Source organism: Nocardia sp. NPDC052112, from assembly GCF_040680135.1.
Classification (GTDB): Bacteria; Actinomycetota; Actinomycetes; order Mycobacteriales; family Mycobacteriaceae; genus Nocardia.
Genome location: NZ_JBFAWD010000012.1, coordinates 104,193 through 128,511, shown reverse-complemented (window position 1 = coordinate 128,511; position 24,319 = coordinate 104,193). Strand labels below are relative to the sequence as shown.

The following is a 24,319-nucleotide window of genomic DNA, read 5'->3' as shown; positions in this document are numbered from 1 at the left end:
GCGGTGCGCCTGGACGGGACAGGATCTGATGGCCGACCTAGACGCGCTCCTGCGCGATTTCGCCGACGACTGCGCGGAACTGGAACGAATCGTCGCGCCGCTGGCGGCGGGGGACTGGTCCGTGCCGACACCGGCGCCCGGCTGGAGTATCGCCCATCAGATCGGCCATCTGGCCTGGACCGACGAGGTCGCCACGCTGGCCGCCACCGATCCGGAAGGGTTCACGAAGCTCGTCGAGGAGGCGGGCCCGAGGGCATTCACCTTCGTCGACGAGGCCGCCGAGGATGCGGCTACCGCACCCGCCGCCGAACTGCTCGACCGGTGGCGCCGCGGCCGCGCCGATCTGATCGAGGCCCTGCGCGCGGTGCCGTCCGGCACCAAACTGCCGTGGTTCGGACCGCCGATGAGCCCGGCATCCATGGTCAGCGCGCGCATGATGGAGACCTTCGCGCATGGCCAGGACATCGCGGATGCACTCGGGCTGACCAGGACGCCGACCGCCCGGCTGCGCACGGTCGCCCATATCGGCGTGCGGACCAGGAACTTCGCCTACACAGTGCGCGGTAAGACCGCGCCGACCGAGGAATTCCGGGTCGAACTCACGGCACCGGACGACAGCGTGTGGTCCTGGGGCCCCGACGACGCCGCGCAGCAAGTAACCGGTCCGGCGCTCGACTTCTGCCTGCTGGTGACGCAGCGTAGGCACCGCGATGATCTCGCGCTGGAAACGGTGGGTGCGGACGCCGCCGAATGGCTCACCATCGCACAGGCTTTCGCGGGACCGACGGGTGCTGGGCGGTCGGCGGGCCAGTTCATCTGACCGCCTGACCCGAACCATCAGGTCCGACCGCAAGGGAGGTGCGGGCGAGCGCCACACTTGGGTGCGCCGTTCGTGTCGGCCGGACGCCGTTGGCCGGGTGTCTCGATGTGGCAGTCGAGAATGACGCTCGCCAGCCAAGTATATTTACCCGCTTGTCAGCTGGTGGAAACATGAACGACGCCATTCGACTCGAATTCGGTACTGTTCGGTCCACCCCGGCTTTGTGATGCTGATCTCCCCCATGCGGTGCCACCTGCGGCTGCCCCTGTAACCTGGACAAGCGTACGGCTTTCAACGATGCGGGCCGTGCGCCGAGGGGAGCAGGGGCGGACGGAAAGGAACGCATCGTGGCAGCACATAGGCCTGCCCAGATCGCTCGGCACGCCGCCATCGTGCTCGCCGGCGCCGCCAGCCTCAGTCTCACCGTCGCCGCGGGGGCCTACATCGTCCATCAGATCGCCGGTGCCCAGCACGCCAGCGACAACATCGCCGCACCACCTCCGGTTCACATCCCGGATTTCGAGGCCGACTACGGACCCGCGCTCTCCGATGCCATATTGACCGGTGGCAGTCGCGACCTACCCGCACTGTTCGGCCGCTTCCCCGCGGAGCCTGGTGACGGCGCCGTGAAAATCTCTCAGGCCCATACCGATTCGCCGGCCACCGCAGGAATCGGCGGCAAACTGCGCCTCGGCACCGCCTATGTCGGCGCGCAGGTGGCACCCGGCCGCGCGAATTCCGTCGCCTTCACCGTGGATACCAATGCGCTCACGGTGGTGACGGATTTCCTGCTCACCGAACCGGTTCGGGAACGACTCGGCATCCACGCCGATCCGGGCGGCATCACCCAGTTGCGCACCGAGGTCGATACGCGCAACGGTGAGGCGACATTCACCTTCTCCGATCCGACCCTCGGCGAACACAGCCTTCGACTGGACCGCGACCCCGCGCCCAGCACCGAATACGCTGCGAGCAAGGCAGATTCGGCCGCTCCGGCAGCGGTCGACGCGACCCCCGACCCGGCCATGACGACGGCGAACCACACCATCGCGGTCTAGTCCGCCTACTCTGCGTCCCATGTACGACTTCTGTGTCATCGGGGGCGGGATCGTCGGAGTCGCGACGGCGCATCGGATTCTGCGCCGTCATCCGGGTGCGAGCCTGGTGCTCGTCGACAAGGCCGACGCACTCGCGACCCATCAGACCGGGCACAACAGCGGCGTCATCCATTCCGGCATCTACTACCCGCCGAACAGTCTGAAGGCCCGCCTGTGCCGAAAGGGTGCCGCCTGGACGAAGGAATTCGCCGCGGCACATGGCATTCCATTCGAGGTCTGCGGAAAACTGCTGGTGGCCACCGATGCCGCCGAATACCGGCGGATGCTCGCGCTGCACGAACGCTCGGTCACCAATGGTGTCGATGTCGAGCTCATCGATACCACCGAACTGATCCGCCGCGAACCGCACGTGACCGGTGTCGGCGCACTGTTCGTACCCGCCACCGGCATCATCGACTTCACCCGGGTCACCACCGCGCTAGCCGAGCAGGTACGGGCGGCGGGCGGCGAGATCGTGCTACATGCCGAAATCACCGCACTCACCGAAACCGCCGATGCGGTCACCGCGGCCGGTCCCGCGGGCGTCTGGACCGCGCGCACGCTGGTGGTCTGTGCGGGTCTGCAGGCCGACCGCATGGCCGCACTCGCGGGTCTGCGAACCGATTTCCGCATCGTGCCGTTCCGCGGCGAGTACTACCAGCTACCGCCCAGCCGATCCGGGCTGGTGCACACGCTGATCTATCCGATTCCCGATCCGAAGCTGCCCTTCCTCGGGGTACATCTGAGCCCGATGATCGACGGCACCCTGACCGTCGGCCCCAATGCGGTGCTCGGCCTGGCCAGGGAGGGTTACCGCAAGGGCAGCTTCGACGCCCGCGACGCCCGCGCGGTGCTCGGCTTTGCCGGCTTCCACCGGGTGGCCCGCACCCATGTGCGCACCGGACTTCGTGAATTGCGCAACTCCCTGTTCAAACGCGGTTACCTGGCCGAATGCCGACGGTACTGTCCGGAGCTCACGCTTGCCGACCTGCGGCCGCGCGAGGCGGGCATCCGGGCGCAGGCGGTGCTGCGCGACGGCACCCTGGTGCACGACTTCCTGATCGAACGCACACCGCGCTCGATTCATGTGCTCAACGCACCGTCACCCGCGGCGACCTCCGCCATGCCGATCGCCGAATACATCGTCGACCAACTGTGACTGCGCCGCATTAGCTGTGGCGCGCGTTCCAGCAAACCAAGCAACCACCCAGTCGGCTTGTCTTGACCCACCCCGCCGGCTTCGCCCGCTGCCATCTCCCATGTGGAAAGCCCGCCAACCAAATTCCGGGCAACCCCTCGAATAAAGAGGAGAGCTGTAGTACTTTTAGCGGCAGCCAACAGGGAGGGGCCCTATGGGCCACATCAAGTACGCGAGCGACGTCGGAGCCCCGGTCGAGGTGGCATTCACCTATACGGACAACCATCTGTTCGTGCCGGACTGGATGTTCGCAGTCGCCGCGTTCGAGCCGAACGGCGAGCTCGACCAGGGGTTCGGTGCGATCTTCACGACTCGGATCAGGTTGGGAGCGTGGCGACCGACCATCGAATGCGAGATCACCGAATACCGGCGCAATGTGGTGATCGGCTACACGCTGCGCGGGCGGTTGTCGGGCACTTTGACGCTACGGTTCGATCCGCTCGGTTATGGACGCTCGGTGCTGACCTCGGAAGCAGAGTACGCTCCACCGAGTGGGCTGTTCGGTCGACTGTGCCTGGGCCTGGTGGATTCCGCCGTCCGCTCGGCACTGCGTCGCACCGAATCCCAGTTGCGAAGGGAGATAGAGGAATTCCACGGTACCGATCTTGTCGGTCGGATTGCGTAGGGTGCCATCCATGATCATCGTGAGCACCGACGGATCCTGCCTCCGCAATCCCGGCGGCGCCATCGGCTGGGCTTGGGTCAATCATCAGGGCGGTTCACGCAGTGGGGGAGCCGCCACCGGAACCAATCAAGTCGCGGAGTTGCGCGCGCTATTGGAGGCGGTGCTCGCCCATCCCGGCGAGGAACCGCTGTTCATCGAGAGCGATTCGCTATACGCGATCAAATGCGCGTCGGAGTGGATCGCCGGCTGGCGGACCAATGGCTGGCGCACCGCCAGCGGCGGCGCGGTGAAGAACGTCGAGCTCATCAAACAGATCGACCGGGCCATCGCCTCCCGGCCGGGACCGGTTCGGTTCCGTTGGGTGCGTGGCCATGTCGGCAATTACTTCAATGAAATGGCCGATACCCTCGCGGGCGAGGCGGCCAGACAGGCCGCGGCCTCCGCGGCTGCCGGTGAGATCCCGACCGCGGAACTCCCCGAGCTGCAGCCGAAACTCGAGGACTCCGCTGATAAGACCACAAAATCCGCCCGGCCGCGGTCAGCGGGGAAGCCGGTCGCGCCAGCGCCTCAGACATTGACCTTGTTCTGAGTCCGCCGGGTGCGACCGGGTGCAAGACCGCCGGAAAGACCTCCGGGCGGGTGGTGACTTTCCCACCCGCCCGGAGGCAGCCCTGCAGCTATTCGGACATCAGGCGCGGTCTGGTAACCCGATCAGTTGCCCATCTGCTTCAGGATGGGCAGATCGAACTTGTCGACCAGCCACTTGTCGTCGACCTTCTTCAGACCGGCCACAACCACGAGCTCCACCTTGCTCGGCGGCTTATTCGCGGCGGCGATATTCACATTGGTGGTGGTCTGACCGATCACTACCAGCACATTCGCGCTCTCGGTATCGCCGGACTGGAAGCCGCACTGCATGTCGTAGGTGGACGAGGTGGCCTTGGCGTCGATGACGACACCCTTGAGGTCCTGGCCGAGCTTGGCGAACTGATCCTTCCAGTCACCGGTCGACGCGGCATCCACCTTCTTCAGGTAGTCGTCGATGGTCTGCGGATCGTAGGTGGAGATCAGCTTGCCGTATTCGCACGCGGCCGCGGTGGCGGCGGCGTGCGCGTCCAACTCACCGCCGCGATTACTTGCCTGCCGGTAGAACACCACCACGGCCGTCACCGCCGCGACGAGCAGCACACCGGCGACGAACGCCGCGATGATCGGGACCAGCGCGCCGCTCTTGGCGCCGCTTGGGGCGACGGGTTGCGGCGCGCCTTCGGCCAGCTTGTCCGTGGCCGGCTCGGGCGCGGCAGCTTGCGGAGCAGCGGCTACCCCATCGCCCGACTTCCCGATCTCGACCGCCTTGTCCGCGGCGGACGCGTCGACCGCGGCGTCGGCTTTCTTGGCTTCGGCTTCCTCGGCACCCGAGTCCTGCTTCTCGGCGCCGACTTCATCAGTGGACATCGATACAATCCTGCACTTTCCCGGCGCACCCGAGCGCACCGATATGGACTTTTGTCGGTCCGCATCGGACGAACCGTTCGCACTCTGAGGCGAGTATCGCTGTGGCTATTCACCGCAGCGGCGGCGGGGTCATTTCATTCGGATCCGCTCCCGGCGGCATCTGCGCGCCGTTATCCGGCACATTCGGCCGCGGCGCATTCGCCGAACCGCGAACCTGCAGTCCGGGCGGCGGATTCTCACAGTAGTTCCACTTCGGCACCGAACCGTCCTGGACGACTTCATTGCGGATCGGGGTGTGCTTGTACTGGCAGATCGGTCGAACCCAGATATCCGCGACAGCATGGAACTCGTTATCGTGTGCCGGTACACCAGCGGCGGACAACCCGAGGTTCAGCGAGGGGAACAGCGCCTGCAGCGCCGGAATCCGCAGCTGCGCGGCCCTGGTCATCGCCGCGAAGTTGGCCGCCACACTCGTGATCGGATCGGCCGTCTTGTCCAGAACCGCGCCGAGGCTGGTCAGCTGTCCCGGCGCCTTCTCCAGGATTGCCTGCAATTCGGCGTTGGCATTGTTGAACTGATCGAACAACTCACCCGAATTGCGGGTCAGCGTCCCGAGATCGGGCTGCGCGTTCGAGGTGGTGTTCGCGATGGTACGCAGGTTGGTGATCAGGTTCTGGGTTTGCGGGAGCAGATTATCGAATCCGGCCATGGCCAGGCTGACGCCATTGACCAAGCCGCGCAACTGATCCGGGCCACCGCTCAGCGCGGTGTCCAGATTGGCCAGGATGACGCTGAACTTATCCGGATCGATCTGGGAGATCAGCGCGCTGGAGTTGTCGAGCACCGACCAGATCGGGGTCGGGGTCTTGATCTTCTCCGCATCGAACTGGATGACCGAACCGTCCTTCAGGAACGGTGCCTGCTCGGTATTCGGGCGGAAGTCGATGTACTGCTCGCCGGCGCCGGAGAGCGCACCCACCGAAATCTTGGTATCGGCCGGAATCTTGTACTTCGAGTCGATATCGGCCTTCGCGGCGATCGACTGTCCGCGGTCGATCAATTCGATCGAGGTCACCTTGCCGACGCGGAAACCGCGCAGTGTGACATCGTTGCCGGGCTGCAGACCGCCGGAGCGGTTCAGATGCACCGTGACGGCGTAGGTCGATTTCAGCGGATTCACCCGCATGACACTCACCAGCAGATAGCTGGCACCCAGGATGAACACCAGCACCAGGCCGATGGTGGACAACAGCATTTTGCGCTGCATCAGTTTGCCGAGCCAGCTCATCGGTGTCCCCCCTGCAGTCGTCCCTGAATGGCCTGCAGGACGGTGATCAGGCTGCCCGCGAGATCGCTGAGATCACGTCCGTCGAAGAACTTGCCCTGCGCCGGATCCGACAACAAGCTGAAGTTGTGGATATTGGTGATGGTGGCGTAGACGGCGAGGCTGTTACCACGGAAGGACGCATCGATCGGGCCGCGTATTTCGCGCAGCGCATCCAAGGCCGGACCGAAGTTCTGCTCGGTCTGCGACAGGGCGTTCATCAGCTTGTGCACATTGTCGAGTAGATCGCTCAGCTGGTCGCTGGAGGTGTTGGCGTAGTCGCCGAGCGCCGCGCTGGTCACCGAAATCTTCTGCAGCAGATCGCCGATGGCCCGGTTGTTCTCCGCCACGGCGCCGATCATCTGCGGCAGGGTATCGGCGACCTGACCCAATTCCGAATGCCGGCCCTCGATGGTGTTGGCCAGCGAGCCGAACTGGGCGAGCACGCTGTCCACGCGCGCGCTGTTGTCGTTCAAACTGCCTACCACGCCGGTCATTTCGTTGATCAGATGCGCAATCTGATCACCGCGGCCGCCGACGATCGAGTCCAGCTCCGAGGTGAGCTTGGTGAGCGCGGCGACGCCACCCCCGTTGAACAACATGGATACCGAGATCAGCAGCTCCTCGACGGTGGCGCCCGCCGAGGTCTTGTCCAAACCGAGGGTGTCGCCGTCGTGCAGCATCGGCGCGCCGGGATCCGCCTTGACCTTCGACACCGCGATGAACACGTCGCCTAGTGGGGTGGCTTGCCGCAGTTCGGCCGTGCTGCCGACCGGAAGCTCGATGTCCTTGCTGATCTTCAGATCGACAATCGCCTCGAAGTTCTTGGTCTGGATATTCGAGACCACGCCGATATCGGAGCCACCGATCTTCACCTTCGCCTGATCCGGCAGGTTCAGCGCGTTCTCGAATTTCGCGTGCAGGGTGTAGGTTTCACCGGCCGTGCCCGGTTTGGGCAGCGGCAGGTTCTCCACCGTGAGACCACAGCCCGAGGTGATGGCCACCCCGGATGCCAAGGCCAGCGCGATCACCGCGCGGCGGGCTTTGCCTGTGAACCGGTCGCTCATTTGGTCATCCCCAGCAGTGCCGCCGTAACACCAAGGTCCGGACCGAGGTCCTCCAGTTTGCCGGTACGGCAACCGTCCGAGCGCATTTGAATCCGTTCACAGAACACGCTCAGCAGTTCTCCGTTGAGGAAGGTCGGCAGGTTGCCGTGCAGCCGGACATATCCCAACTCCCGGTTCATCGACCGGTCCAGGTTCTGCATGAGCAGCGGCACGATGTCGACGACCTCGGTGAGGCCCCGGGCGTTGGCGCGCAACTGATCGGTCACCTTGGTCAGCCCCTCGAGCGAACTGCCCAGCTGATCCTGGTACTGCACGAAGACCGAACTGGTGTTGGCCAGGAAGTCGTTGAGCTGCCGCAGCGTGGCCTCCAGACCGGGGGCTTGATCGCTGAGCAGCCCGCTGAGCTGCGTCATCCGATGGCTGAAATCACGTACGGACTGGTCGTTTTCGGCCAGCATGGTGGTCAGTTCGTTCAACTTGATGATGATGCTGGAGACCGCGTCCTTATTGTCTACACCGACCTTCAACGCACCGGAGAGCGCATTGAGGGTGTCGCGCATCTTCTCGCCGTTGCCGTTCAACATCGGATAGAGCACCCGACCCGACAGCGGACCTATCCCCTCGGTACCCGGTTCCGGCTTGAGCGCCGCGGCGAACTGATCGATGGTCTTGAGCATCGTGTCCAACTCGACCGGCGTCTTGGTCTTCGCCTTCGGCAGATGGGCACCATCGGACATGGCCTCGCCCTGGGTGTACACCGGGGTGAGTTCGACGTGCCGGTCGGTCACGATGGACGGCGAAACGATCGCTGCCATCGCATCTTTCGGGATCTTGACGTCCTTATCGATCGTCATGTGCACCTCGACCAGGGTGCCCTTGGGAATGATCTTATCGATCTTGCCGACCTGCAGGCCGAGCACCGTGACCGGATTGCCCTCGAAGACACCCGCGATATTCTCGAAGTCCGCGGTGATCGTCATCGTGTTGCCCAGTGCGCTGTTCACCGAACTCGGCACCAGCGAGCAACTGCCGACGGCCAGGGCCGCGACACTGATCATCAGTGGTTTGGCCAAGCGCCGCAGGTTGATTCGGGTCAGTTTCATCCCCGGCACCCCTCGATCATGTGGGCGAAGCACAACCAGTTGTCTGGGAAGAGCCAGGGGATGCCGACCTCACCGTAGGGACCATTACCGAACGCGTTGTTGAAGGTGCGCACCGACACCGGCATGATCTGCAGCATCCGGTCGAGGTTGTCCTTGTTCTTCTGCAGGCCCTCCGCCATGGTGTTCAACTGCACGATGGTCGGGCCGAGCTGATTGTTATTGGCCGCGCCGATCTCCTGCAGCTGACGGCTCAGCGTCGACACATTGTCGAGCAACTGCCGCAGCAGGCTCTGGCGTTCCATCACCCGGTTGGCGATGGCCTCGCCCTGGGTGATCACGAGCAGCACGCTGTTGCGGTTGTCGCCGAGAATCCTGGTGACCCGGTCGAGATCCTTGAGCAGGCTGTCGACCTCCGCCTTGCGCGAATCCATCACCTTTGCCAGCGCGCCGACGCTGTCCAGCGCCTGCGCCGTCAGCGCGGGCGAGTCGCCCAACTGCTTATTGATCACATCGAGCGAGGTGGCCAATTGTTTGGTGTCGAGCGCCTCGAACTTCGGGGTGCCGTACTCGACCACATCGGCCAGGTTGTACGGAACCGAGGTGTTGGACAACGGAATTCGGCTGTCCTTCAGCCCCGACCCATCGCCCGGGTCCAGATCGACATAGCGGGCGCCGAGCAGCGTCGCCATCTTGATCGAGGCCCTGGCATCGGGGCCGAGCTTGACATCGTTATCGACGCTGAGGGTGAGCAGGATATGCCCGTTCTCCAACTTCGCACCGGCCACATGGCCACTCGGGACGCCGGCCACATTGACCTTGTCGCCGACCTTGACCCCGGCGGTCTGCACGAACTCAGCCTTGACCGTCTGCTCGCCGACGCCGAGCAGCTTGTACGCGCTCGAGCCGATCAGCAGAGCGATGACGAGGACGCCGCCGATCACACCCAACCAGAAGTACCGGTTGCTGTTGAACCTGTCCTTGATCTTGGTCATCATGGGCGGCACACCGCCGACTGTCCATTGCCACCGATCTGGGGGAGCAGACCGCGCGGCAGCAGGATGTTGTACAGCGAGACGTCCAGCTTGCAGAAGTACGCGTTGGCGTAGGCGCCGTCCTGGGTGAACTTGCCGAGGGCGGCCAGTGCGGCGGGCAGGTCGATCGCCGCTTGATCGAGTTTGGCGCCGTTGGCGATCAACAGCGTCAGCGCGGCGCTGGTCGAATCCTGTGCGGTGGCCAGCTTCGGCTGGATCTTGCCCATCATGTCGACCAGACCGCTGGTCGCATCCGCGATCTGCACCGTGGACGCTTGCAGCGACTGGCCCTGGTCGTACAGGCCGCCGATCAGTGCCCGGGTCTGGGTAACCAGGGTCTCCAATTCATCACCTCGCTTGGCCAACCCGGACATCACGCCACTGAGGTTGGTGATCACATCGCTGAGAATCGCGTCCCTGCGCTGGAAATCCGTGGCCAGGGTCGCGGCCTGGGTGATGAACGAGCTCAGCGAAACACTGTCACCCTGCAATGCCTGGATGAAGGTCTCCGAGAGCCGGTTCACCTGTTCGGGCTGCAACACCTGGAACAGCGGCTGGAATCCGTTGAGCAGTGCGGACACGTCGAAGGACGGTTCGGTGCGCTCGAGCGGAATGGTGGCCTTGTTCTTCAACGCCGCCGGGCTCGCCGCCTTGCCCGGGGCCAGCGCGACATAGCGCTGGCCGATCAGGTTCTGGTAGCGCACCAGCGCCTTGGTGTCGTCGTACACCGTCTGGTTGCGCTGCACGATGAATGTCACATTGGCGACGGACTTCTTGGTCTTGGAATCACGGGTGAGTTCGATCTTTTCGACCTTGCCGACCCGCACCCCCGCCATCCGGACGTCATCGCCCTCGCGTAGGCCGAGCACATCGCTGAAGGTCGCGGTATAGGTGTTGGTATCACCCTCCACGATCCGCGCCAACGTATTCCAGACAACGACGGTGACCAGGATCGAGACGATCGCGAAGAGACCGAAGCCGATGAGTGGTTTACGAATGCTCATTCGGCGGCACCTCCGACCTGCAGGGTGCCCCCGCGCATCGCCGACCCGAGCAGTAGATATTCGGCCGCCGTCGGCCGACGACCGAGCAGCGCCACGATCGCGGCATCTCCTTCGTACGAAATCGGACCGGCGGTTACGGGCGCACTCGCCGGTTGGGCGGGCACGGCCGGGGCCGCGGGCTGGTCGGCGGAGGGTTGCGCATTCGGCGCGGGCGGCGCCGGATTCGGGAACAACCCCTCCAGCGGCGTACCCGCGAACGGGCTGGCCGGCTTCGGCTCGGCCGAGCTCGGCGCAAGCGGGTCACCCGGTGTGGTCAGACCGGGAATCTCCGGGAAGCCCGCGGGCAGTGGCAGTTTCGCCAAACCCTGCGCCGTTTCCAGCGAACGCGGCTTCATCGAGTCCGGCAGATAGCCGGGATCGGAGACCACCGGTGCGGTGGCACAGCTCGGGCCGGCCAGGTTGCCGTAGCGCGGGCAGTCGGCCTGTTCGTACGGCCGGTACGGGGTGAGTGTCGCACCGGCATTCCAGACCATCTGCCGCTGCGGACCCCAATGGAAGGTGGTACTCAACTTGCGCAGCGAGTTGTTCAGCGAGGCAATGGTGTCCGGGATCGAATTCGCGTCCGCGGCGAGGGCGCCGAACATATCGCTGGTCCCCGCCGTGATCTGCTTACCGATATCGCCGTTGCGGGCGAACAGTGCGTTGACCGTATCCACCGTGCCCGCCGTCCCGCTGATCAATGCGACCAGCGCGGACCGGTGGTCGGCGATGGTCTGCGCGGTCTGCACCGAACTGCGGAGCACATCGAGCAATTCGGGCGCGGACTGGTTGAGCGCGCGGGCCGAGGCCGCGAAATCATCGAGCAGCACACCGAGATTCGGGATGGACTCGTCCACCGAGGTGAGCCACCGGTCCAGCCGCTCGATGGTGGAGCCTGGCATCCGGCCGCTGCCGTCCAGCGCCTGGGAGAGTGTGCCGAGCACCCGACCGAACTGCACCGGGTCGATCTTGGTGAGGATATTCCGCACGTTGGTGAGGGTGTCCTGCAGCGCGATGGTGCCCTGGCTCTGGTCCTGCTCGATGATCGAGCCCTCGTGCAGGTACTTGTCCGCGGGACCGTTGAAGACCAATTCCACCGAGGTGACGGCGAACAGGTTGCTCGGCACCACCCGGGCGGTCACATTCGACGGGATATCGCCGGCGAATTCCGGTTTCAGGTCGATCTTCACCTTCTGCCGCGCGCCCTTTTCGACGACCGCGACATCTTTGACCACGCCGACCAGCACGCCGCGGAACTTCACGTCGGCCTCGCTGGGCAGCCCGTCACCGGTGTCGCCCACATCGGCGACAACATGCACCTTGGGCACGAAATAGCCTTGGTATCTCGCCATCAGAAAGCCGAGGATCAGCGCGAAGACGACGAGTCCGCATACGCCGGCGACCAGCAGTTGTCGCATGGTGGGCCCACGCCCACTGGGATCGATGATCATCTCGTCCTACCCCGAGATCCGGATGCCGGGATTGACGCCCCAGATCGCCAATGTCATGAACAGGTCAGCGAATACCACGATGATGATGCACATCTTGATCGCCCGACCGGCCGCGACACCCACGCCCTCCGGACCACCCGAGGCGAAGAACCCGTAGTAGCACTGGATGAACGTGGTGATCGCGACGAACACCATCGCCTTGAGCAGCGAGTAGAGCACATCCCCCGGAATCAGGAACTGATAGAAGTAGTGCGCGTAGGTACCGCTGGGCGTGTTGCCGATCAACTGCACCGTGAGCGAGCACGAAAGGTAGGCCATGGCCAGGCCAAGGCAGTAGAGCGGGATGATGGCGATCATCGCCGCGAACATCCGGGTGCTCACCAGATATGGCAGCGGCCGGATCGCGATGGACTCGAGCGCGTCGATCTCCTCGGAGATCCGCATCGCACCGAGCTGAGCGGTGAATCGGCAGCCGGCCTGGGCCGCGAACGCGAGTGCCGCGAGCAGCGGGCCCAACTCCCTGGTGGTGGCAAACGCCGAGATGGCACCGGTGATCGGGCTGAGGCCGAGCAGATTCAGCGAGGTGTAGCCCTGGATGCCGACCGTCATCCCGCCGAACGCACTGAGGATGAGAATGACGCCGATGGTGCCGCCACCGACGACCAGGCTGCCGTTGCCCCAGGTGACATCCGAGAGCAGCCGCCAGACTTCCTTCGGATAGTGCCGCAGCGCCAACGGGATCGAGCCCACCGACCGAAGGAAGAAGAACACCTGGTGGCCCAGGCGCGCAACCATATCCACCGGGGCCTGCGCGGACTTCTTTATTTGCTGAAGTGGCCGCAGCAGCGGCGGTACATAGGTTGATGACACCGGCTCAGACCACCTGTGGGGGGAGGAGAACGTTGTAGATCTGGGTGATGATCAAGTTCACGCCGAACAACATGATGGCGGAACTGACCACCGCGGAGTTCACCGAGTTGGCGACTCCGCCCGGCCCGCCCCGGGTATTGAGTCCGGTATCACAGGCGATAATCGCCGCGAGCAGCCCGAAGATCAACGATTTCACCAGTGCGACAAGGAGATCGATGGTAACGGCGAACGAGGAGAAGGTGCCGACATAGGAACCCGGGGTGCCGTTCTGCGCGAAAATATTGAAAATGTAGCCAGTCAAAAATCCGACGAATACGACGAAGCCGCAGAGCAGTACGCTGACCAGCATGGCCGCGCCGAGCCGGGGCGCGACCAGGCGACGCAGCGGATCCACACCCATCACCCGCATCGCATCGATCTCTTCGCGGATGGTGCGCGAACCGAGATCGGCGGTGATCGCCGAACCGACCGCGCCCGCGATCATCAGCGAGGTGACCAGCGGCGCACCCTGCTGAATAATGCCGAGACCGTTCGCAGCGCCGATGAACGAGGTCGCACCGACCTGGGTGGCGACCGCGCCGACCTGGATCGAAACGATCACGCCGATCGGGATGGCGACCAGCAGCGTCGGCGCCGCCGCGACACTGGACATGAACGCGCACTGGCGGATGAACTCACGATAGGGAAAGCGGCGTCGGAATATCGCGATGAACAACTCCGCGACCGCCGCGAACCCCATCGTGATCTGTCTACCGAATGTCTCCAACGAACGCTTCGGATGGTCTTCCCAGTAGGCCTTCGTCCAATCGACCGCGTCACTCATCCGTGACTGCGCTGGTGGACTCTTGGTCGACTGCACTGGCTAACCCCTCTCGACGCCGGTAACCAAACCCCGACGACTTGTTTGCTTGAGGCACCTTACTACGGAGTAGTGCAGAACACACCATCACCGTGTGATTGCAGTCATAGATTGGAGCCGCTGTGCAGAAAACGCTATGAGCAGTGGTGCGACACTTGGGACGAGTCCCAAAGTTAACGGCGATACCTCTAGCGCAAGTTACAGATCACCTGCTCCGATCAGCATCGAATATGGCCCGCTCGGCTATTTTTGCGGATAATATTCATGCAAAATATGCGTGCGATTCGAATGACCTCCGCGGTACCGATCAACATACAACCGAAACACAATCGACCGCTTTGCAACGATTGCGGTAATAGACTTTTGCTATTGCGAGAAAATGAGACGCTGCATCTGAAATGTCGAAAAGTGCGGTCCCCGCCGATGCGTTCGCCATCGGGAGGACCACCCCTTTCGAGCGACCCGCAAGCGATCGCTGCGGGGTATGGGACGCGCCCGGAGCCGAATACTGACACGATGGGTGCGACACATTGATATCGTGCGGACTTCCGACGTCTGGAGGGACATGTTCAGCAAACTCGCCAAGGTGGCCAACGCCGCCTTCGCCGTAGCTCTTGGTGCGGCGCTGGTCGCGACGGGGGCCGGGACCGCGGACGCCGCGCCGGGACCGCCCGTAATCGGCGGTGGGTCGGGAATCATTATCGATAATCAGTTCGAATGCACCGTCACCACGGTCGGTTACGACGGTGCCGGCCGGCTGATCGGCCTGACCGCGGGACACTGCGGCGACGCGGGCGCTCAGGTGTACGCCGAGAGCGATCGCGGCGCAGGCGTGATCGGCCGGTTCGCCTACTCCAACCATGATCTGGACTACGCCATCATCCAGTTCGACCCGGCCAAGATCGTCCCGGTCAACCGGATCGGCAATCTCACCATCACCGGGATCGGCGCCCCGGCCCAGTTCCCGATGATCGTCTGCAAGGAGGGCCGCACCACCGGCAACACCTGCGGCCTCGCCTACGGCGATATCTTCGGCACGAATATGGAGACCTGGTCGCAGATGTGCGTGGTGGAGGGCGACTCCGGGGCACCGGTCGTCGTCGGCACCACGCTGGTCGGCATGGTGAACGCCTACCTCGCCATCGCCTGCTTCGGACCCGAGGTCGGCACCAATATGAGCTCGATCATGGGCGATATCAATGCCCGTGGCGGCGTGGGAGCGGGCTTCAACCCGATCTAGCCGGGATCAGTCGAATACCGAATGAGCGGGTCGGACGACCCGCTCATTCTGTTTTATGGAGCGGAGCCAGCGCCGGACCCGTCATTCCGCACTGCGGCATGCAGTCGACGTTGTCCAGCCTCGCCGCGTGGCGCGGCACGCGCAGCAGTACCGCGGCGATCAGTGCACCGGTCACCAGCAGGCCCACGCAGATCCATATCGCGACGCCGAAGCCGCGGTCGAATTCCACTGGGTCGCTGAGCGATCCGGAGATTCCGGCGAGGCCGGGCAGCGCCGCGACGGCCAGCAGCTGGGCGGTACGGGCGACGGCATTGTTCACCCCGGAGGCGATACCGGCCTCACTGGCGGGCACCGCACCGAGTACCGCGCCGGTGAGCGGGGCGACCAGTACCGACAGGCCGAGGCCGAAGACCAGCACGCCCGGCAGGACATCGGTCAGATAGGTGGTGTCGGGTCCGATGCGCAGCAGCAATATCAGGCCGAGCGCGGCGAGGAGCGGACCGACCGTCATCGGAATGCGCGCACCATGCACCTGCGCCCAACGACCCGCGGGCGCCGAGAGCGACAGCATGATCAATGTGACCGGAACAGTGGCCACGCCCGACATGAGCGGCGTGTACTTCGCCACCAGTTGCAGCTGCATCACCAAGAGGAAGAAGACACCGCCGAGTGCGGCGTAGACCGCGAGGGTAACCAGATTGGCGGCGGTGAAGACCCGTGACGCGAACAGCGACGGCGGCACCAGCGGATGATCGCTGCGCATTTCGATCACCACGAAGACCGTGAGCAGCAGCAGACCGACGACCACCAGCAGTGGCATCGCATCGATCAGACCGAAGGTGAGCGCGCCGAGGGCCACCGCGACCACCGCCGCACCCGGAACATCCAGGCGCGCCGAGGCATTCGGATCGTGGCTCTCCGGCACATGTCGCAGCGTGACGAGTACGACGACCGCGGCGAGCGGCACATTGATGAGGAAAATGGATTGCCAGCCGGCCAACTCGATCAGCCAGCCGCCGAGGAACGGGCCGAGTGCGCCCGCGACACCGCCGAAACCGGACCACAGGCCGATCGCCGCACCCTGATCGCGCTGATCGATGGATGAGGAGATCAGGGCCAGGCTGCCGGGGGTGAGCAGCGCACCCGCCACACCCTGCAGGATCCGGGCGACAACAAGCATCTCGATATTCACCGCGGCACCGCACAGCACCGAGGCCAGCGCGAAACCGATGACGCCCCAGACGAACACCTTGCGGCGGCCGAGACGATCGCCGAGCGAGCCGCCGAGCAGGATGAACGAGGCCAGGGTCAGTGTGTAGCCGTTGAGCGTCCACTGTAGGCCCGCGACGTCGGTGTCGAGGGATTCACCGATGCGCGGCAGCGCGATATTGACGACGGTGGCATCCAGCGAGGCCACCGACGAACCGAGGATGGTGGCCAGCAGAATCCAGCGGCCGGTGGCCGAACCCAGCCGGGGTAGATCAGCGCTCACCGCCCCAACGTAACCGCTGCCGGCCGGTTTTCGTGGCGGTCAGAGATTCTGGACGCAGACCACGAAGTGGCGGGTCGGGTATTCGAAGCCGCTGCTGCTGCCGCAGACGCTGGCGTCGTCCGCACCCTGCTGGATATTGGTCACCTTCACGCCCTGGCTGACGCGCTCGGTGCAATCGATGCGCTTGGGATCCTCGCCGCCGATATCCATGCAGCCACCGACGACCCAGTCGATGTCGAGGCAGATCGCGCCCTGCTGCGCGCCGTTGAGGGTTTCGAAGTAGGCGGAGTCGCGATCGGCGACGCACTGCGAACTGGTCGCCGCCTTGCCGATCACCTTGTAGTTCGAGGCCCGGCTGCCGCAGGAGGCCTTGGCGATGGTGGCGTTGTCGGTGGTGCCACCGAGCGTCACACAGTCACCGACGTTGGCCTGGAAGTCGGTAGTGCCACCTTTGGTCGCCGACGTGGTGGTGGTCGGCTTCCCCGAGGTCGGACGGGCGCTGGTCGTCGGCCGCCCCGAAGTGGGCCTGGCCCCTGAGGTTTTCGGCGTATTGGTGGACGAGACCGCATCGATGGTCCCGTTACCTATGGCGGGCTGGGCGTTGCCGCTGATTTTATTGCCGCAGCCCGCTAGCGAGAGCGCGGCGACGACCGCGACCGCGGCGACGACCGCCGTCGCGAGCCGACCCGAGATCAGTTGACGAGACACTTACAGTCCTCCCGGCTGTAACGCTCCGAACTCATACCCCCGGTCGGAATCCGAAGTGACCTAGCAATGCGTGAAATACCACGCCATGCATACACCACCGAGCGCTGGTGCGTCGAGTCGACAGCACCCGCATCACACCAGCGCAGTGCCTGCCGAAGTGTTGGTTCGCGCACTGCGACGCCACCGCTCGCGAGTGGAATCGGCTTGCCAGCAACCGATCTGGGTATGGTGAGGTGCCAGTGTGAAAGGAGTTCATCCATGAAGCTGATCAGCGCAATCACCTGCATCGCCGCCATATTCGGCACCGCGCTGATCCTCCCCGCAACTGCCTTGGCAACCGATGCGCATTGTGCCTCCGACGGCGGCACGGACGTCACCGTCATCGATGGGAGCACTGCGTGCCGGGCCGCGACCGAAACCCCTGGACGGGCCTGGGCGGCCGGATACGACGGCGTCGGCTACGCCCGTGCTCGCCTGGGTGCCACCGCACTCGGCGTCGGTGCGGCGGGCGGTGTCGGTGCCAGCGACGGGGTCGGCGGAATTCCGATCGCGCTCGGCTACGGCGCCGACGCCATCGCGCAGACCTCGATCGCCGCTGCGACAACCGATTCCGAAACCGACCAACCGAGCCCGCCCACCCCGCTGTTCGCGGTGTCGATCGCCTTCGACGGCTCGCGCGCACAGGTCGCGACCGCCGACAGCGCGGTGATCTGCCTCGGCACGGCGGCCTTCGCGTGGAATTCCGCCACCGGCGCGACGTGTCTGACCACGCCTTTCGGACGCTGGCAAACGCCGCGATCCGCGTTAGGCTGAGAATTCGCCCCCAGCCAGCCAGCAGGAGGTATGCCCCGTGGTTTCTGCCTTCCCCGCACCGGACCGGTGGCCAGCGGCGCCACGGGAAATGCTCGTCGATCCGAGGTTCGTCCGTCTCGCGGACCACTTCTTCCACATGTTCACCCAGCCGACGCGCGGTGGCGGCGCCTTGTCGATCTATCTCGACGGCCGACCCGTCGTCGATATCTGGGCGGGCTGGGCGGCCAAGGATCGCCGCTGGGAGGGCGACAATGTGGCGCTCACCTTCTCCACCGGCAAGGGCGTCGCCGCGACCGTGGTGCACCGGCTGGCCGAGCGTGGGCTGATCGAATACGACGCACCGGTCGCCACCTACTGGCCGGAATTCGGCGCACACGGCAAAGCCGAGATCACGGTGCGCGATGTGCTCTCCCACCGTGCCGGACTGCATAGGGTACGCGGCCTGGTCCCTGGACGGGAGGGCATCCTCGACTACGACGCCGTGGTCAGGGCGCTGGCCGAAAGTCCGGCCGACCCGCGGCGCATCCGCACATCGGGCTATCACGCGATCACCTTCGGCTGGCTGGTGGCCGAGATCGTGCAGCGCGTCACCGGTGATCCGTTCATTGATGTGGTGCGCCGCGAGATCGCGGAACCACTCGGCTACGACGAATTCTGGTTCCGGGTACCGGAATCCGAGCGCTATCGGATCGCCAAGATCTTTCCGCATCTGAACCCACCCGGAATCCGCTGGAATACCGCGTCATCGGTGCTGTCCTGGGTGCGCCCGGTGCGCGGACTCGCCGAGGCGGGTATGCCGGAGAGTTTCGACGAACTCGTCCGCGATCCGCGCGTACACGATGCGGTGATGCCGGGCTGGAACGGTGTCTTCTCGGCGCGCGCACTGGGCAGAATGTATGGAGCCCTGGCGAATGGCGGTCGGGTCGAGGCGCTGGACGCCGAACGCGGTGGCCATGGCATCGAGGCGGCGCAGTTCCTGCGACCGGAGACCATCGCGATCATCAATGAAACCCAGCGGGCCGACAGCCGCGACTATGTGCTCGGGGTGCCGCTGAAATTCACTCTCGGCTATCACCGTCCGGTGGTGATGTCCAAGCAACAGCCGCGAAATGCCTTCGGTCACTACGGACTCGGCGGTTCGGGTGCCTATGCCGATCCCGAACTCGGCATGTCGATCGCCTTCGTCACCAACCGACTCGGCAATGCGGTGACCGCGCTCGGGGACGCACGGCTCGCGCGCTTGGCCGCCCTCGCCAGCACGACGGCGCGCAAAGTGCGCCCGAAGGGGCCGGTCGAACCGGGACCACCGTGAGTTCGTAACTATAGATATGGAGCAGGCGGGTGCATCGGAGGAAACGGCGCTGGACGCCGCGCCTTCGATGCCGCGCCCGCCGAGAATGGTGCTGGCGCACGCGTTGGCGGCGGGCATCGATTTCGAGCGGTACTTCCGATGGCGACGCGAACGCGAGGGCGATCCGTTCTACGTGCGGTTTCCCGGTTTCGGCGCGGTGCTGTTCACCGGCACGGCCGACGGTGCCCGTGAACTCTTCCGCGCGCCGATCGATCTGCTCGAACCGCCGCGGCCGAATCCGATCGAACCGCTGGTCGGCTCCGCCTCGCTCATCCTGGCCGCGGGCGAACGACACCGGCGTGATCGGGCATTGCTCGCACCCGCATTCCACGGTGCGCGGATCCGTGCCTACGGCGAACTCATCCAAGAGTCCACTATTGCCGAAATATCCGGCAGCACAGGCGAATCCCGGCCCGCCTGGATACCGGGTACACGCATCGACTCGCGCGCGGCGGCCAGGGCGATCACACTGCGGGTGATTCTGGAGGCGGTATTCGGGGTGGACAGCCGCGAGCGCCGCGCCGAATACACGGCTGCGGTCGCGAAATTCCTGACCGCCTTCTCCGGACCGCTGATGTTGGTGCCCGCGCTGCGCCACGGGCTTTTCGGCCGGGCTCCGTGGGATCGGTTCATGGCCGCGCGCGAGCGGCTGGACGAGCTGATCCTGACCGATATCGCGCGGCGCCGGACCGCCGCCGACGGTGGCTCGGTCGGCGCCGACATTCTCGGCCTACTGCTCGCGACCGGCTACGAGGACGGTACCTCGATCACCGATGACGATTTGTGCGAGCAACTCCGCACCCTGCTGGTCGCCGGACACGAGACCACCGCGACCAGTCTCGTATGGGCGCTGTTCCATCTGCATCGCGAACCCGAGGCGCTGCGCCGCCTGCGCGCCGAACTGCGCGCGGCCGGACCCGAGGCCACCCCACTCGAGCTGGCCAGACTGCCGTTCCTGGACGCGGTGTGCCAGGAAACACTGCGGCTGCATCCCGCCGTGCCGATCGTCCTGCGCAGGCTGACCGCGCCGTTCGCGCTGCGCGGTGTCGAGCTCGCGGCGGGCGACATCATGGGCGTCGCGGTTCCGCTGCTGCATTCCGACCCCGCGGTGTGGGCGGATCCGGCGCTGTTCCGGCCCGACCGGTTCATCGAGCGCAAGTACCGACCGCACGAATTCGCGCCATTCGGCGGCGGCCATCGACGATGTGTCGGGGCATCGCTGGCCGATTACGAACTGCGGGTCGTGCTCGCCACCATTCTCGCGCGACTGCGACTGCGATTACCGCCGCGGTACGCGCGCGGGCGGGCACCGCTGTCGGTGCCACACAACATCGCGACGGGCCCGCATCGGTCGATCCCATTCGAGGTAATTGCGTGATTTATCTCACGAAGTAGTTTGACCTCTTGCGCGGTCGACCGACTTGACGGCCGTCTGCGGCCATCGAAGCTCACCGACCTGACCGGCCCATTCACGAAAGATGATGATCGGCAACAGCATATGTGGCGCTCGACACATTTAACGGTCGGCGCGAATCAATCCGAAACGCCACTGGCCTCGGACCGCCAATGGAAGGTAGGAAGGACGCCAGGGTCGGGTGCGTCATAAATACCCGTGGGGTGCGTCGTGTTCCCCGCGCCGTTTTTCCGTGGCGTTTGCACGGAAGCCACGAAGGATCTTCGTGGAACCGCCCTGCAGCTCCACACCGATGAGAGATCTCGCCGCGCTACCGGCGTGGGCGAGAGATGGATTGGACGAGAAACCTATGCATGCCGCTTTGTACACCGGGACGTCGACTGCTCTTCGTCGCGGAGCGCTAGCCCGCCGACTCCGGCAGGGCATCCTATTGTCGGCGGCGATCGCCACGCTCGGCATCAGCGCCGTCGCGCCGGCGCAGGCCGATCCGGTACTGCCGGGCACCGGCTCCGCTACCTCGACCGCCACCGATCCGGGTGTCACGGCGAACTTCGCCCCGCCGAGCATCAGCCCCGGCGACGGCGAGACCGTCGGCGTCGCGCAGCCGATCATCATCAACTTCCAGGATCCGGTGACCGATCACGCCACCGCCGAGCAGGCCATCAAGATCACCTCCTCGAACTCGGCGCCCGGTCACTTCTACTGGTTCAGCGACAAGCAGGTGCGCTGGCGGCCGAACGAGTTCTGGCCGGCCGATACCGATGTGACCGTGGAGGCGGGCGGCACCCGCACCGCATACCGGATCGGTGACGCCTTCATCACCACCGCCGACGACGACACCCACACCATCACGATCACTCGCAACGGCGAGGAGATCATGACCATGCCGACCTCGATGGGTAAGACCAAGCACGAGACCCCGAACGGCACCTACTTCGTCGGCGAGCAGCTGCGCAAGATGACCATGGATTCCTCCACCTACGGTGTGCCGACCACCGATCCCGAGGGTTACAAGGTCGAGGTCGAGTACGCCACCCGGATTTCCAACAGCGGCATCTTCGTACACGCCGCCCCGTGGTCGGTTGCGCAGCAAGGTGTTTCGAATGCCAGCCACGGCTGCCTGAACGTCAGCACCGAGAACGCGAAGTGGTTCTTCGAGAATGCCAAGAAGGGTGACCCGGTCATCGTCCAGAACACCAAGGGCGGCACCCTCAACGCCCGCGACGGCTATGGCGACTGGAACGACTGAGGTAGCTCCCGCCCCGTAGCGACGGGCAATCGAAAGCCGAACATTACGACCAAATGGACGAAAAGTCCGGTCGGAATGTTCGGCTTTTGTTTCACTGGCCCCATGCGCGAGAAGTTAAGCGTATCGGCGTTCGGTGTTAACCGGCCGCTTGCTGCGCGCCGTAGAGTCTCGGCCGTGCGAACCAGGCCGGAACGAGTGCTGCCCCAACCGAGCGGGCGCGGACTGCGCAATCGGCCGTGGCAGGACTACGCGCTGTTCCTGGTGTTGCTCGGGCCGAATCTGGTGCTGCTGACACTGTTCGTCTACCGCCCGCTGGCCGACAATATCCGGCTCTCGTTCACCGACTTCAATATCTCGGACAACTTCGTGACCTACATCGGGTTCGCGAACTACCGGGAGTGGTGGAGTCGCGACGACTCCTGGCAGATCGTCACCAATACGGTGGTTTTCACCGTGGCCGCGGTGGTCGGCAGCATGATGCTCGGCCTCGCGCTGGCGCTGCTGCTGGACCGTAAGCTGTTCGGCCGCAATGTGGTTCGCTCGGCCATTTTCGCGCCGTTCGTGATCTCCGGCGCCGCCATCGGCGTGGCCTTCCAGTTCATCTTCGACCCCAGCTTCGGGCTGATCCAGGATGTGCTGCACCGCATCGGCGTCGACCGGGTACCGGACTTCTACCAGGACCCGCACTGGGCGCTGTTCATGGTGACGGTCACCTATATCTGGAAGAACCTCGGCTACACCTTCGTCATCTACCTGGCCGCACTGCAGGGCACCCGCGCCGATCTCATGGAGGCGGCCGAGATGGATGGTGCGAGCCGCTGGACCACCTTCACCAAAGTGCTGTTGCCGCAACTGCGCCCGACCACATTCTTCCTGTCCATCACGGTGCTGCTGAACTCGCTGCAGGTCTTCGACATCATCAATGTGATGACCCGCGGCGGGCCGCTCGGCACCGGCACCACGACCATGGTCTACCAGGTCTACCAAGAGTCCTTCCGCAACTTCCGGGCCGGTTACGGCGCAACAGTCGCCACCATCATGTTCCTCGTGCTGCTGGTCGTCACGCTGGTCCAGGTGCGCATCATGGATCGGGGCGAGCAGTGAAACACGCCGGCCGTAGCGACGGGCGCGGAGGAGGCAGCTTGCGTAACCACGCAGCGACCCGCGCAGGCCGCGATATACACCGAGTGGAGACCCTTTCGTATCGGCGGCGACAGCGCGCGGTGACCGGGCTCGGATACGCCGCGATGGTGTGCGTGCTGATCATCGTCGGTGTTCCGCTGTTCTGGATCTTCATCACCTCGTTCAAGGCGCGTCCGGATATCTACACCCAGCCCGCGGTGTATTGGCCGCACAGTTGGCATCCGGCGAACTACGCGGACGCCACCACCACGCTGCCGTTCTGGACCTTCCTGCGAAATTCGCTGATCATCACCGGAATCATCGCGCTGGTGAAGTTCGTACTCGGGGTGTTCAGCGCGTACGGCCTGGTGTTCTTGCGGTTTCCGGGCAAGACCCTGGTATTCGTGGTGATCATCGCGGCGCTGATGGTGCCCAACCAGATCACGGTGATCTCCAATTATGCGCTGATCGCCCAGTTGGGCTGGCGAAATACCTTCCAGGGCATCATCATTCCGCTCTGCGGGGTCGCCTTCGGCACCTTCCTGATGCGCAATCACTTCCTCTCGCTGCCCTCGGAGGTAATCGAGGCGGCCCGGATGGATGGTGCCAACTGGTGGCGCCTGCTCACCAGGGTGGTGCTGCCGATGTCCGGACCGACGATGGTGGCCTTCGCGGTGGTCACGCTGGTCAACGAGTGGAACGAATACCTCTGGCCGTTCCTGATGGCCGACGACACCAGGGTCGCCACGCTGCCGGTCGGCCTGACCCTCTTGCAGAACACCGAGAATCCGAGCGTCACCAACTGGGGACCGGTGATGGCGGGGACGCTGCTGACCATGCTGCCGATCCTCATCGTCTTCCTGCTGCTGCAGCGCCACATGATCAAGGGCCTCACCTCGGGTGCGGTCAAGGGTTAAGCCCACCCGCCACCCGACCACCACCCCGCACGGAATCGCTACGCGATACTGAGAAAAGGAGAACCAGTGT

23 protein-coding genes are annotated in these 24,319 nt (G+C 64.7%); 12 read left to right on the top strand and 11 right to left on the bottom strand.

Annotated elements, in window-relative coordinates; translation table 11 throughout:
* Positions 1-28: 28 nt before the first annotated feature.
* The 5 genes from AB0L58_RS23870 to AB0L58_RS23850 all read left to right on the top strand — a co-directional run bounded on the left by AB0L58_RS23870 (position 29) and on the right by AB0L58_RS23850 (position 4,329).
* A complete protein-coding gene (locus tag AB0L58_RS23870) occupies positions 29-820 on the top strand; it encodes a TIGR03084 family metal-binding protein (RefSeq protein ID WP_364389785.1) in 792 nt (263 codons plus the stop codon).
* A 347-nt stretch (positions 821-1,167) separates the two neighbouring features.
* Positions 1,168-1,878 carry a hypothetical protein gene (locus AB0L58_RS23865; RefSeq protein WP_364389784.1) on the top strand — a complete coding sequence of 237 codons (711 nt, stop codon included), beginning with the start codon at positions 1,168-1,170 and terminating at the stop codon, positions 1,876-1,878.
* A gap of 19 nt (positions 1,879-1,897) precedes the next feature.
* Positions 1,898-3,076 carry an L-2-hydroxyglutarate oxidase gene (gene lhgO, locus AB0L58_RS23860; RefSeq protein WP_364389782.1) on the top strand — a complete coding sequence of 393 codons (1,179 nt, stop codon included), beginning with the start codon at positions 1,898-1,900 and terminating at the stop codon, positions 3,074-3,076.
* A gap of 193 nt (positions 3,077-3,269) precedes the next feature.
* A complete protein-coding gene (locus AB0L58_RS23855) occupies positions 3,270-3,740 on the top strand; it encodes an SRPBCC family protein (protein ID WP_364389780.1) in 471 nt (156 codons plus the stop codon).
* Between the two features lie 10 nt (positions 3,741-3,750).
* Positions 3,751-4,329, top strand: a complete 579-nt coding sequence (locus AB0L58_RS23850; protein WP_364389778.1) for a ribonuclease H — start codon at positions 3,751-3,753, stop codon at positions 4,327-4,329.
* Positions 4,330-4,451: 122 nt separating this feature from the next.
* On the opposite strand, the gene AB0L58_RS23845 is transcribed toward AB0L58_RS23850, so the two are convergent.
* The 9 genes from AB0L58_RS23845 to AB0L58_RS23805 form a co-directional block, all read right to left on the bottom strand.
* Positions 4,452-5,195: a hypothetical protein gene (locus AB0L58_RS23845; RefSeq protein WP_364389776.1), complete on the bottom strand. Its 744-nt coding sequence runs from the start codon at positions 5,193-5,195 to the stop codon at positions 4,452-4,454.
* Between the two features lie 109 nt (positions 5,196-5,304).
* Positions 5,305-6,483 carry an MlaD family protein gene (locus AB0L58_RS23840; protein ID WP_364389774.1) on the bottom strand — a complete coding sequence of 393 codons (1,179 nt, stop codon included), beginning with the start codon at positions 6,481-6,483 and terminating at the stop codon, positions 5,305-5,307.
* Positions 6,480-7,586 carry an MCE family protein gene (locus AB0L58_RS23835; protein WP_364389773.1) on the bottom strand — a complete coding sequence of 369 codons (1,107 nt, stop codon included), beginning with the start codon at positions 7,584-7,586 and terminating at the stop codon, positions 6,480-6,482. Before AB0L58_RS23835 ends, AB0L58_RS23840 begins: the two co-directional genes overlap by 4 nt.
* Complete coding sequence (locus tag AB0L58_RS23830) at positions 7,583-8,689, bottom strand: MlaD family protein (protein WP_364389772.1); 1,107 nt, start codon at positions 8,687-8,689, stop codon at positions 7,583-7,585. Before AB0L58_RS23830 ends, AB0L58_RS23835 begins: the two co-directional genes overlap by 4 nt.
* The gene (locus AB0L58_RS23825; RefSeq protein WP_364389910.1) at positions 8,686-9,681 is read right to left on the bottom strand and encodes an MCE family protein; all 996 of its coding nucleotides are present in this window, start codon (positions 9,679-9,681) and stop codon (positions 8,686-8,688) included. Before AB0L58_RS23825 ends, AB0L58_RS23830 begins: the two co-directional genes overlap by 4 nt.
* Entirely contained in the window at positions 9,681-10,724 is a 1,044-nt protein-coding gene (locus tag AB0L58_RS23820) for an MCE family protein (RefSeq protein WP_364389770.1), read from the bottom strand. The genes AB0L58_RS23825 and AB0L58_RS23820 overlap by 1 nt, the downstream gene beginning before the upstream one ends.
* Positions 10,721-12,214 carry an MCE family protein gene (locus AB0L58_RS23815; RefSeq protein ID WP_364389768.1) on the bottom strand — a complete coding sequence of 498 codons (1,494 nt, stop codon included), beginning with the start codon at positions 12,212-12,214 and terminating at the stop codon, positions 10,721-10,723. Before AB0L58_RS23815 ends, AB0L58_RS23820 begins: the two co-directional genes overlap by 4 nt.
* 6 nt (positions 12,215-12,220) lie before the next feature.
* Positions 12,221-13,084, bottom strand: a complete 864-nt coding sequence (locus AB0L58_RS23810) for an ABC transporter permease (RefSeq protein WP_364389766.1) — start codon at positions 13,082-13,084, stop codon at positions 12,221-12,223.
* Positions 13,085-13,088: 4 nt separating this feature from the next.
* On the bottom strand, positions 13,089-13,907 hold the full coding sequence (locus AB0L58_RS23805) for an ABC transporter permease (protein ID WP_364389765.1): 819 nt from the start codon (positions 13,905-13,907) through the stop codon (positions 13,089-13,091).
* Positions 13,908-14,508: 601 nt separating this feature from the next.
* Between AB0L58_RS23805 and AB0L58_RS23800 the strand changes: the two genes are divergently transcribed.
* The gene (locus AB0L58_RS23800; protein ID WP_364389764.1) at positions 14,509-15,183 is read left to right on the top strand and encodes a serine protease; all 675 of its coding nucleotides are present in this window, start codon (positions 14,509-14,511) and stop codon (positions 15,181-15,183) included.
* A gap of 43 nt (positions 15,184-15,226) precedes the next feature.
* On the opposite strand, the gene AB0L58_RS23795 is transcribed toward AB0L58_RS23800, so the two are convergent.
* Together AB0L58_RS23795 and AB0L58_RS23790 are read right to left on the bottom strand one after the other, a co-directional pair.
* Positions 15,227-16,675, bottom strand: coding sequence for an MFS transporter (locus tag AB0L58_RS23795; protein WP_364389762.1), 1,449 nt, complete (start codon positions 16,673-16,675; stop codon positions 15,227-15,229).
* A 39-nt stretch (positions 16,676-16,714) separates the two neighbouring features.
* The gene (locus AB0L58_RS23790) at positions 16,715-17,383 is read right to left on the bottom strand and encodes a hypothetical protein (protein WP_364389761.1); all 669 of its coding nucleotides are present in this window, start codon (positions 17,381-17,383) and stop codon (positions 16,715-16,717) included.
* Positions 17,384-17,641: 258 nt separating this feature from the next.
* Here AB0L58_RS23790 and AB0L58_RS23785 point away from each other — a divergent pair, with 258 nt between their 5' ends.
* The 6 genes from AB0L58_RS23785 (at position 17,642) to AB0L58_RS23760 (ending at position 24,249) form a co-directional block, all read left to right on the top strand.
* The gene (locus AB0L58_RS23785) at positions 17,642-18,196 is read left to right on the top strand and encodes a DUF6764 family protein (RefSeq protein WP_364389759.1); all 555 of its coding nucleotides are present in this window, start codon (positions 17,642-17,644) and stop codon (positions 18,194-18,196) included.
* Between the two features lie 88 nt (positions 18,197-18,284).
* Complete coding sequence (locus AB0L58_RS23780; protein ID WP_364389909.1) at positions 18,285-19,508, top strand: serine hydrolase domain-containing protein; 1,224 nt, start codon at positions 18,285-18,287, stop codon at positions 19,506-19,508.
* Positions 19,509-19,524: 16 nt separating this feature from the next.
* Positions 19,525-20,925, top strand: coding sequence for a cytochrome P450 (locus AB0L58_RS23775; RefSeq protein WP_364389757.1), 1,401 nt, complete (start codon positions 19,525-19,527; stop codon positions 20,923-20,925).
* 385 nt (positions 20,926-21,310) lie between these two features.
* The gene (locus AB0L58_RS23770; protein ID WP_364389756.1) at positions 21,311-22,210 is read left to right on the top strand and encodes a L,D-transpeptidase; all 900 of its coding nucleotides are present in this window, start codon (positions 21,311-21,313) and stop codon (positions 22,208-22,210) included.
* Positions 22,211-22,384: 174 nt separating this feature from the next.
* On the top strand, positions 22,385-23,314 hold the full coding sequence (locus AB0L58_RS23765; protein ID WP_364389754.1) for a sugar ABC transporter permease: 930 nt from the start codon (positions 22,385-22,387) through the stop codon (positions 23,312-23,314).
* Between the two features lie 143 nt (positions 23,315-23,457).
* Positions 23,458-24,249, top strand: a complete 792-nt coding sequence (locus AB0L58_RS23760) for a carbohydrate ABC transporter permease (RefSeq protein WP_364389908.1) — start codon at positions 23,458-23,460, stop codon at positions 24,247-24,249.
* The last annotated feature ends 70 nt before the right edge of the window (positions 24,250-24,319 follow it).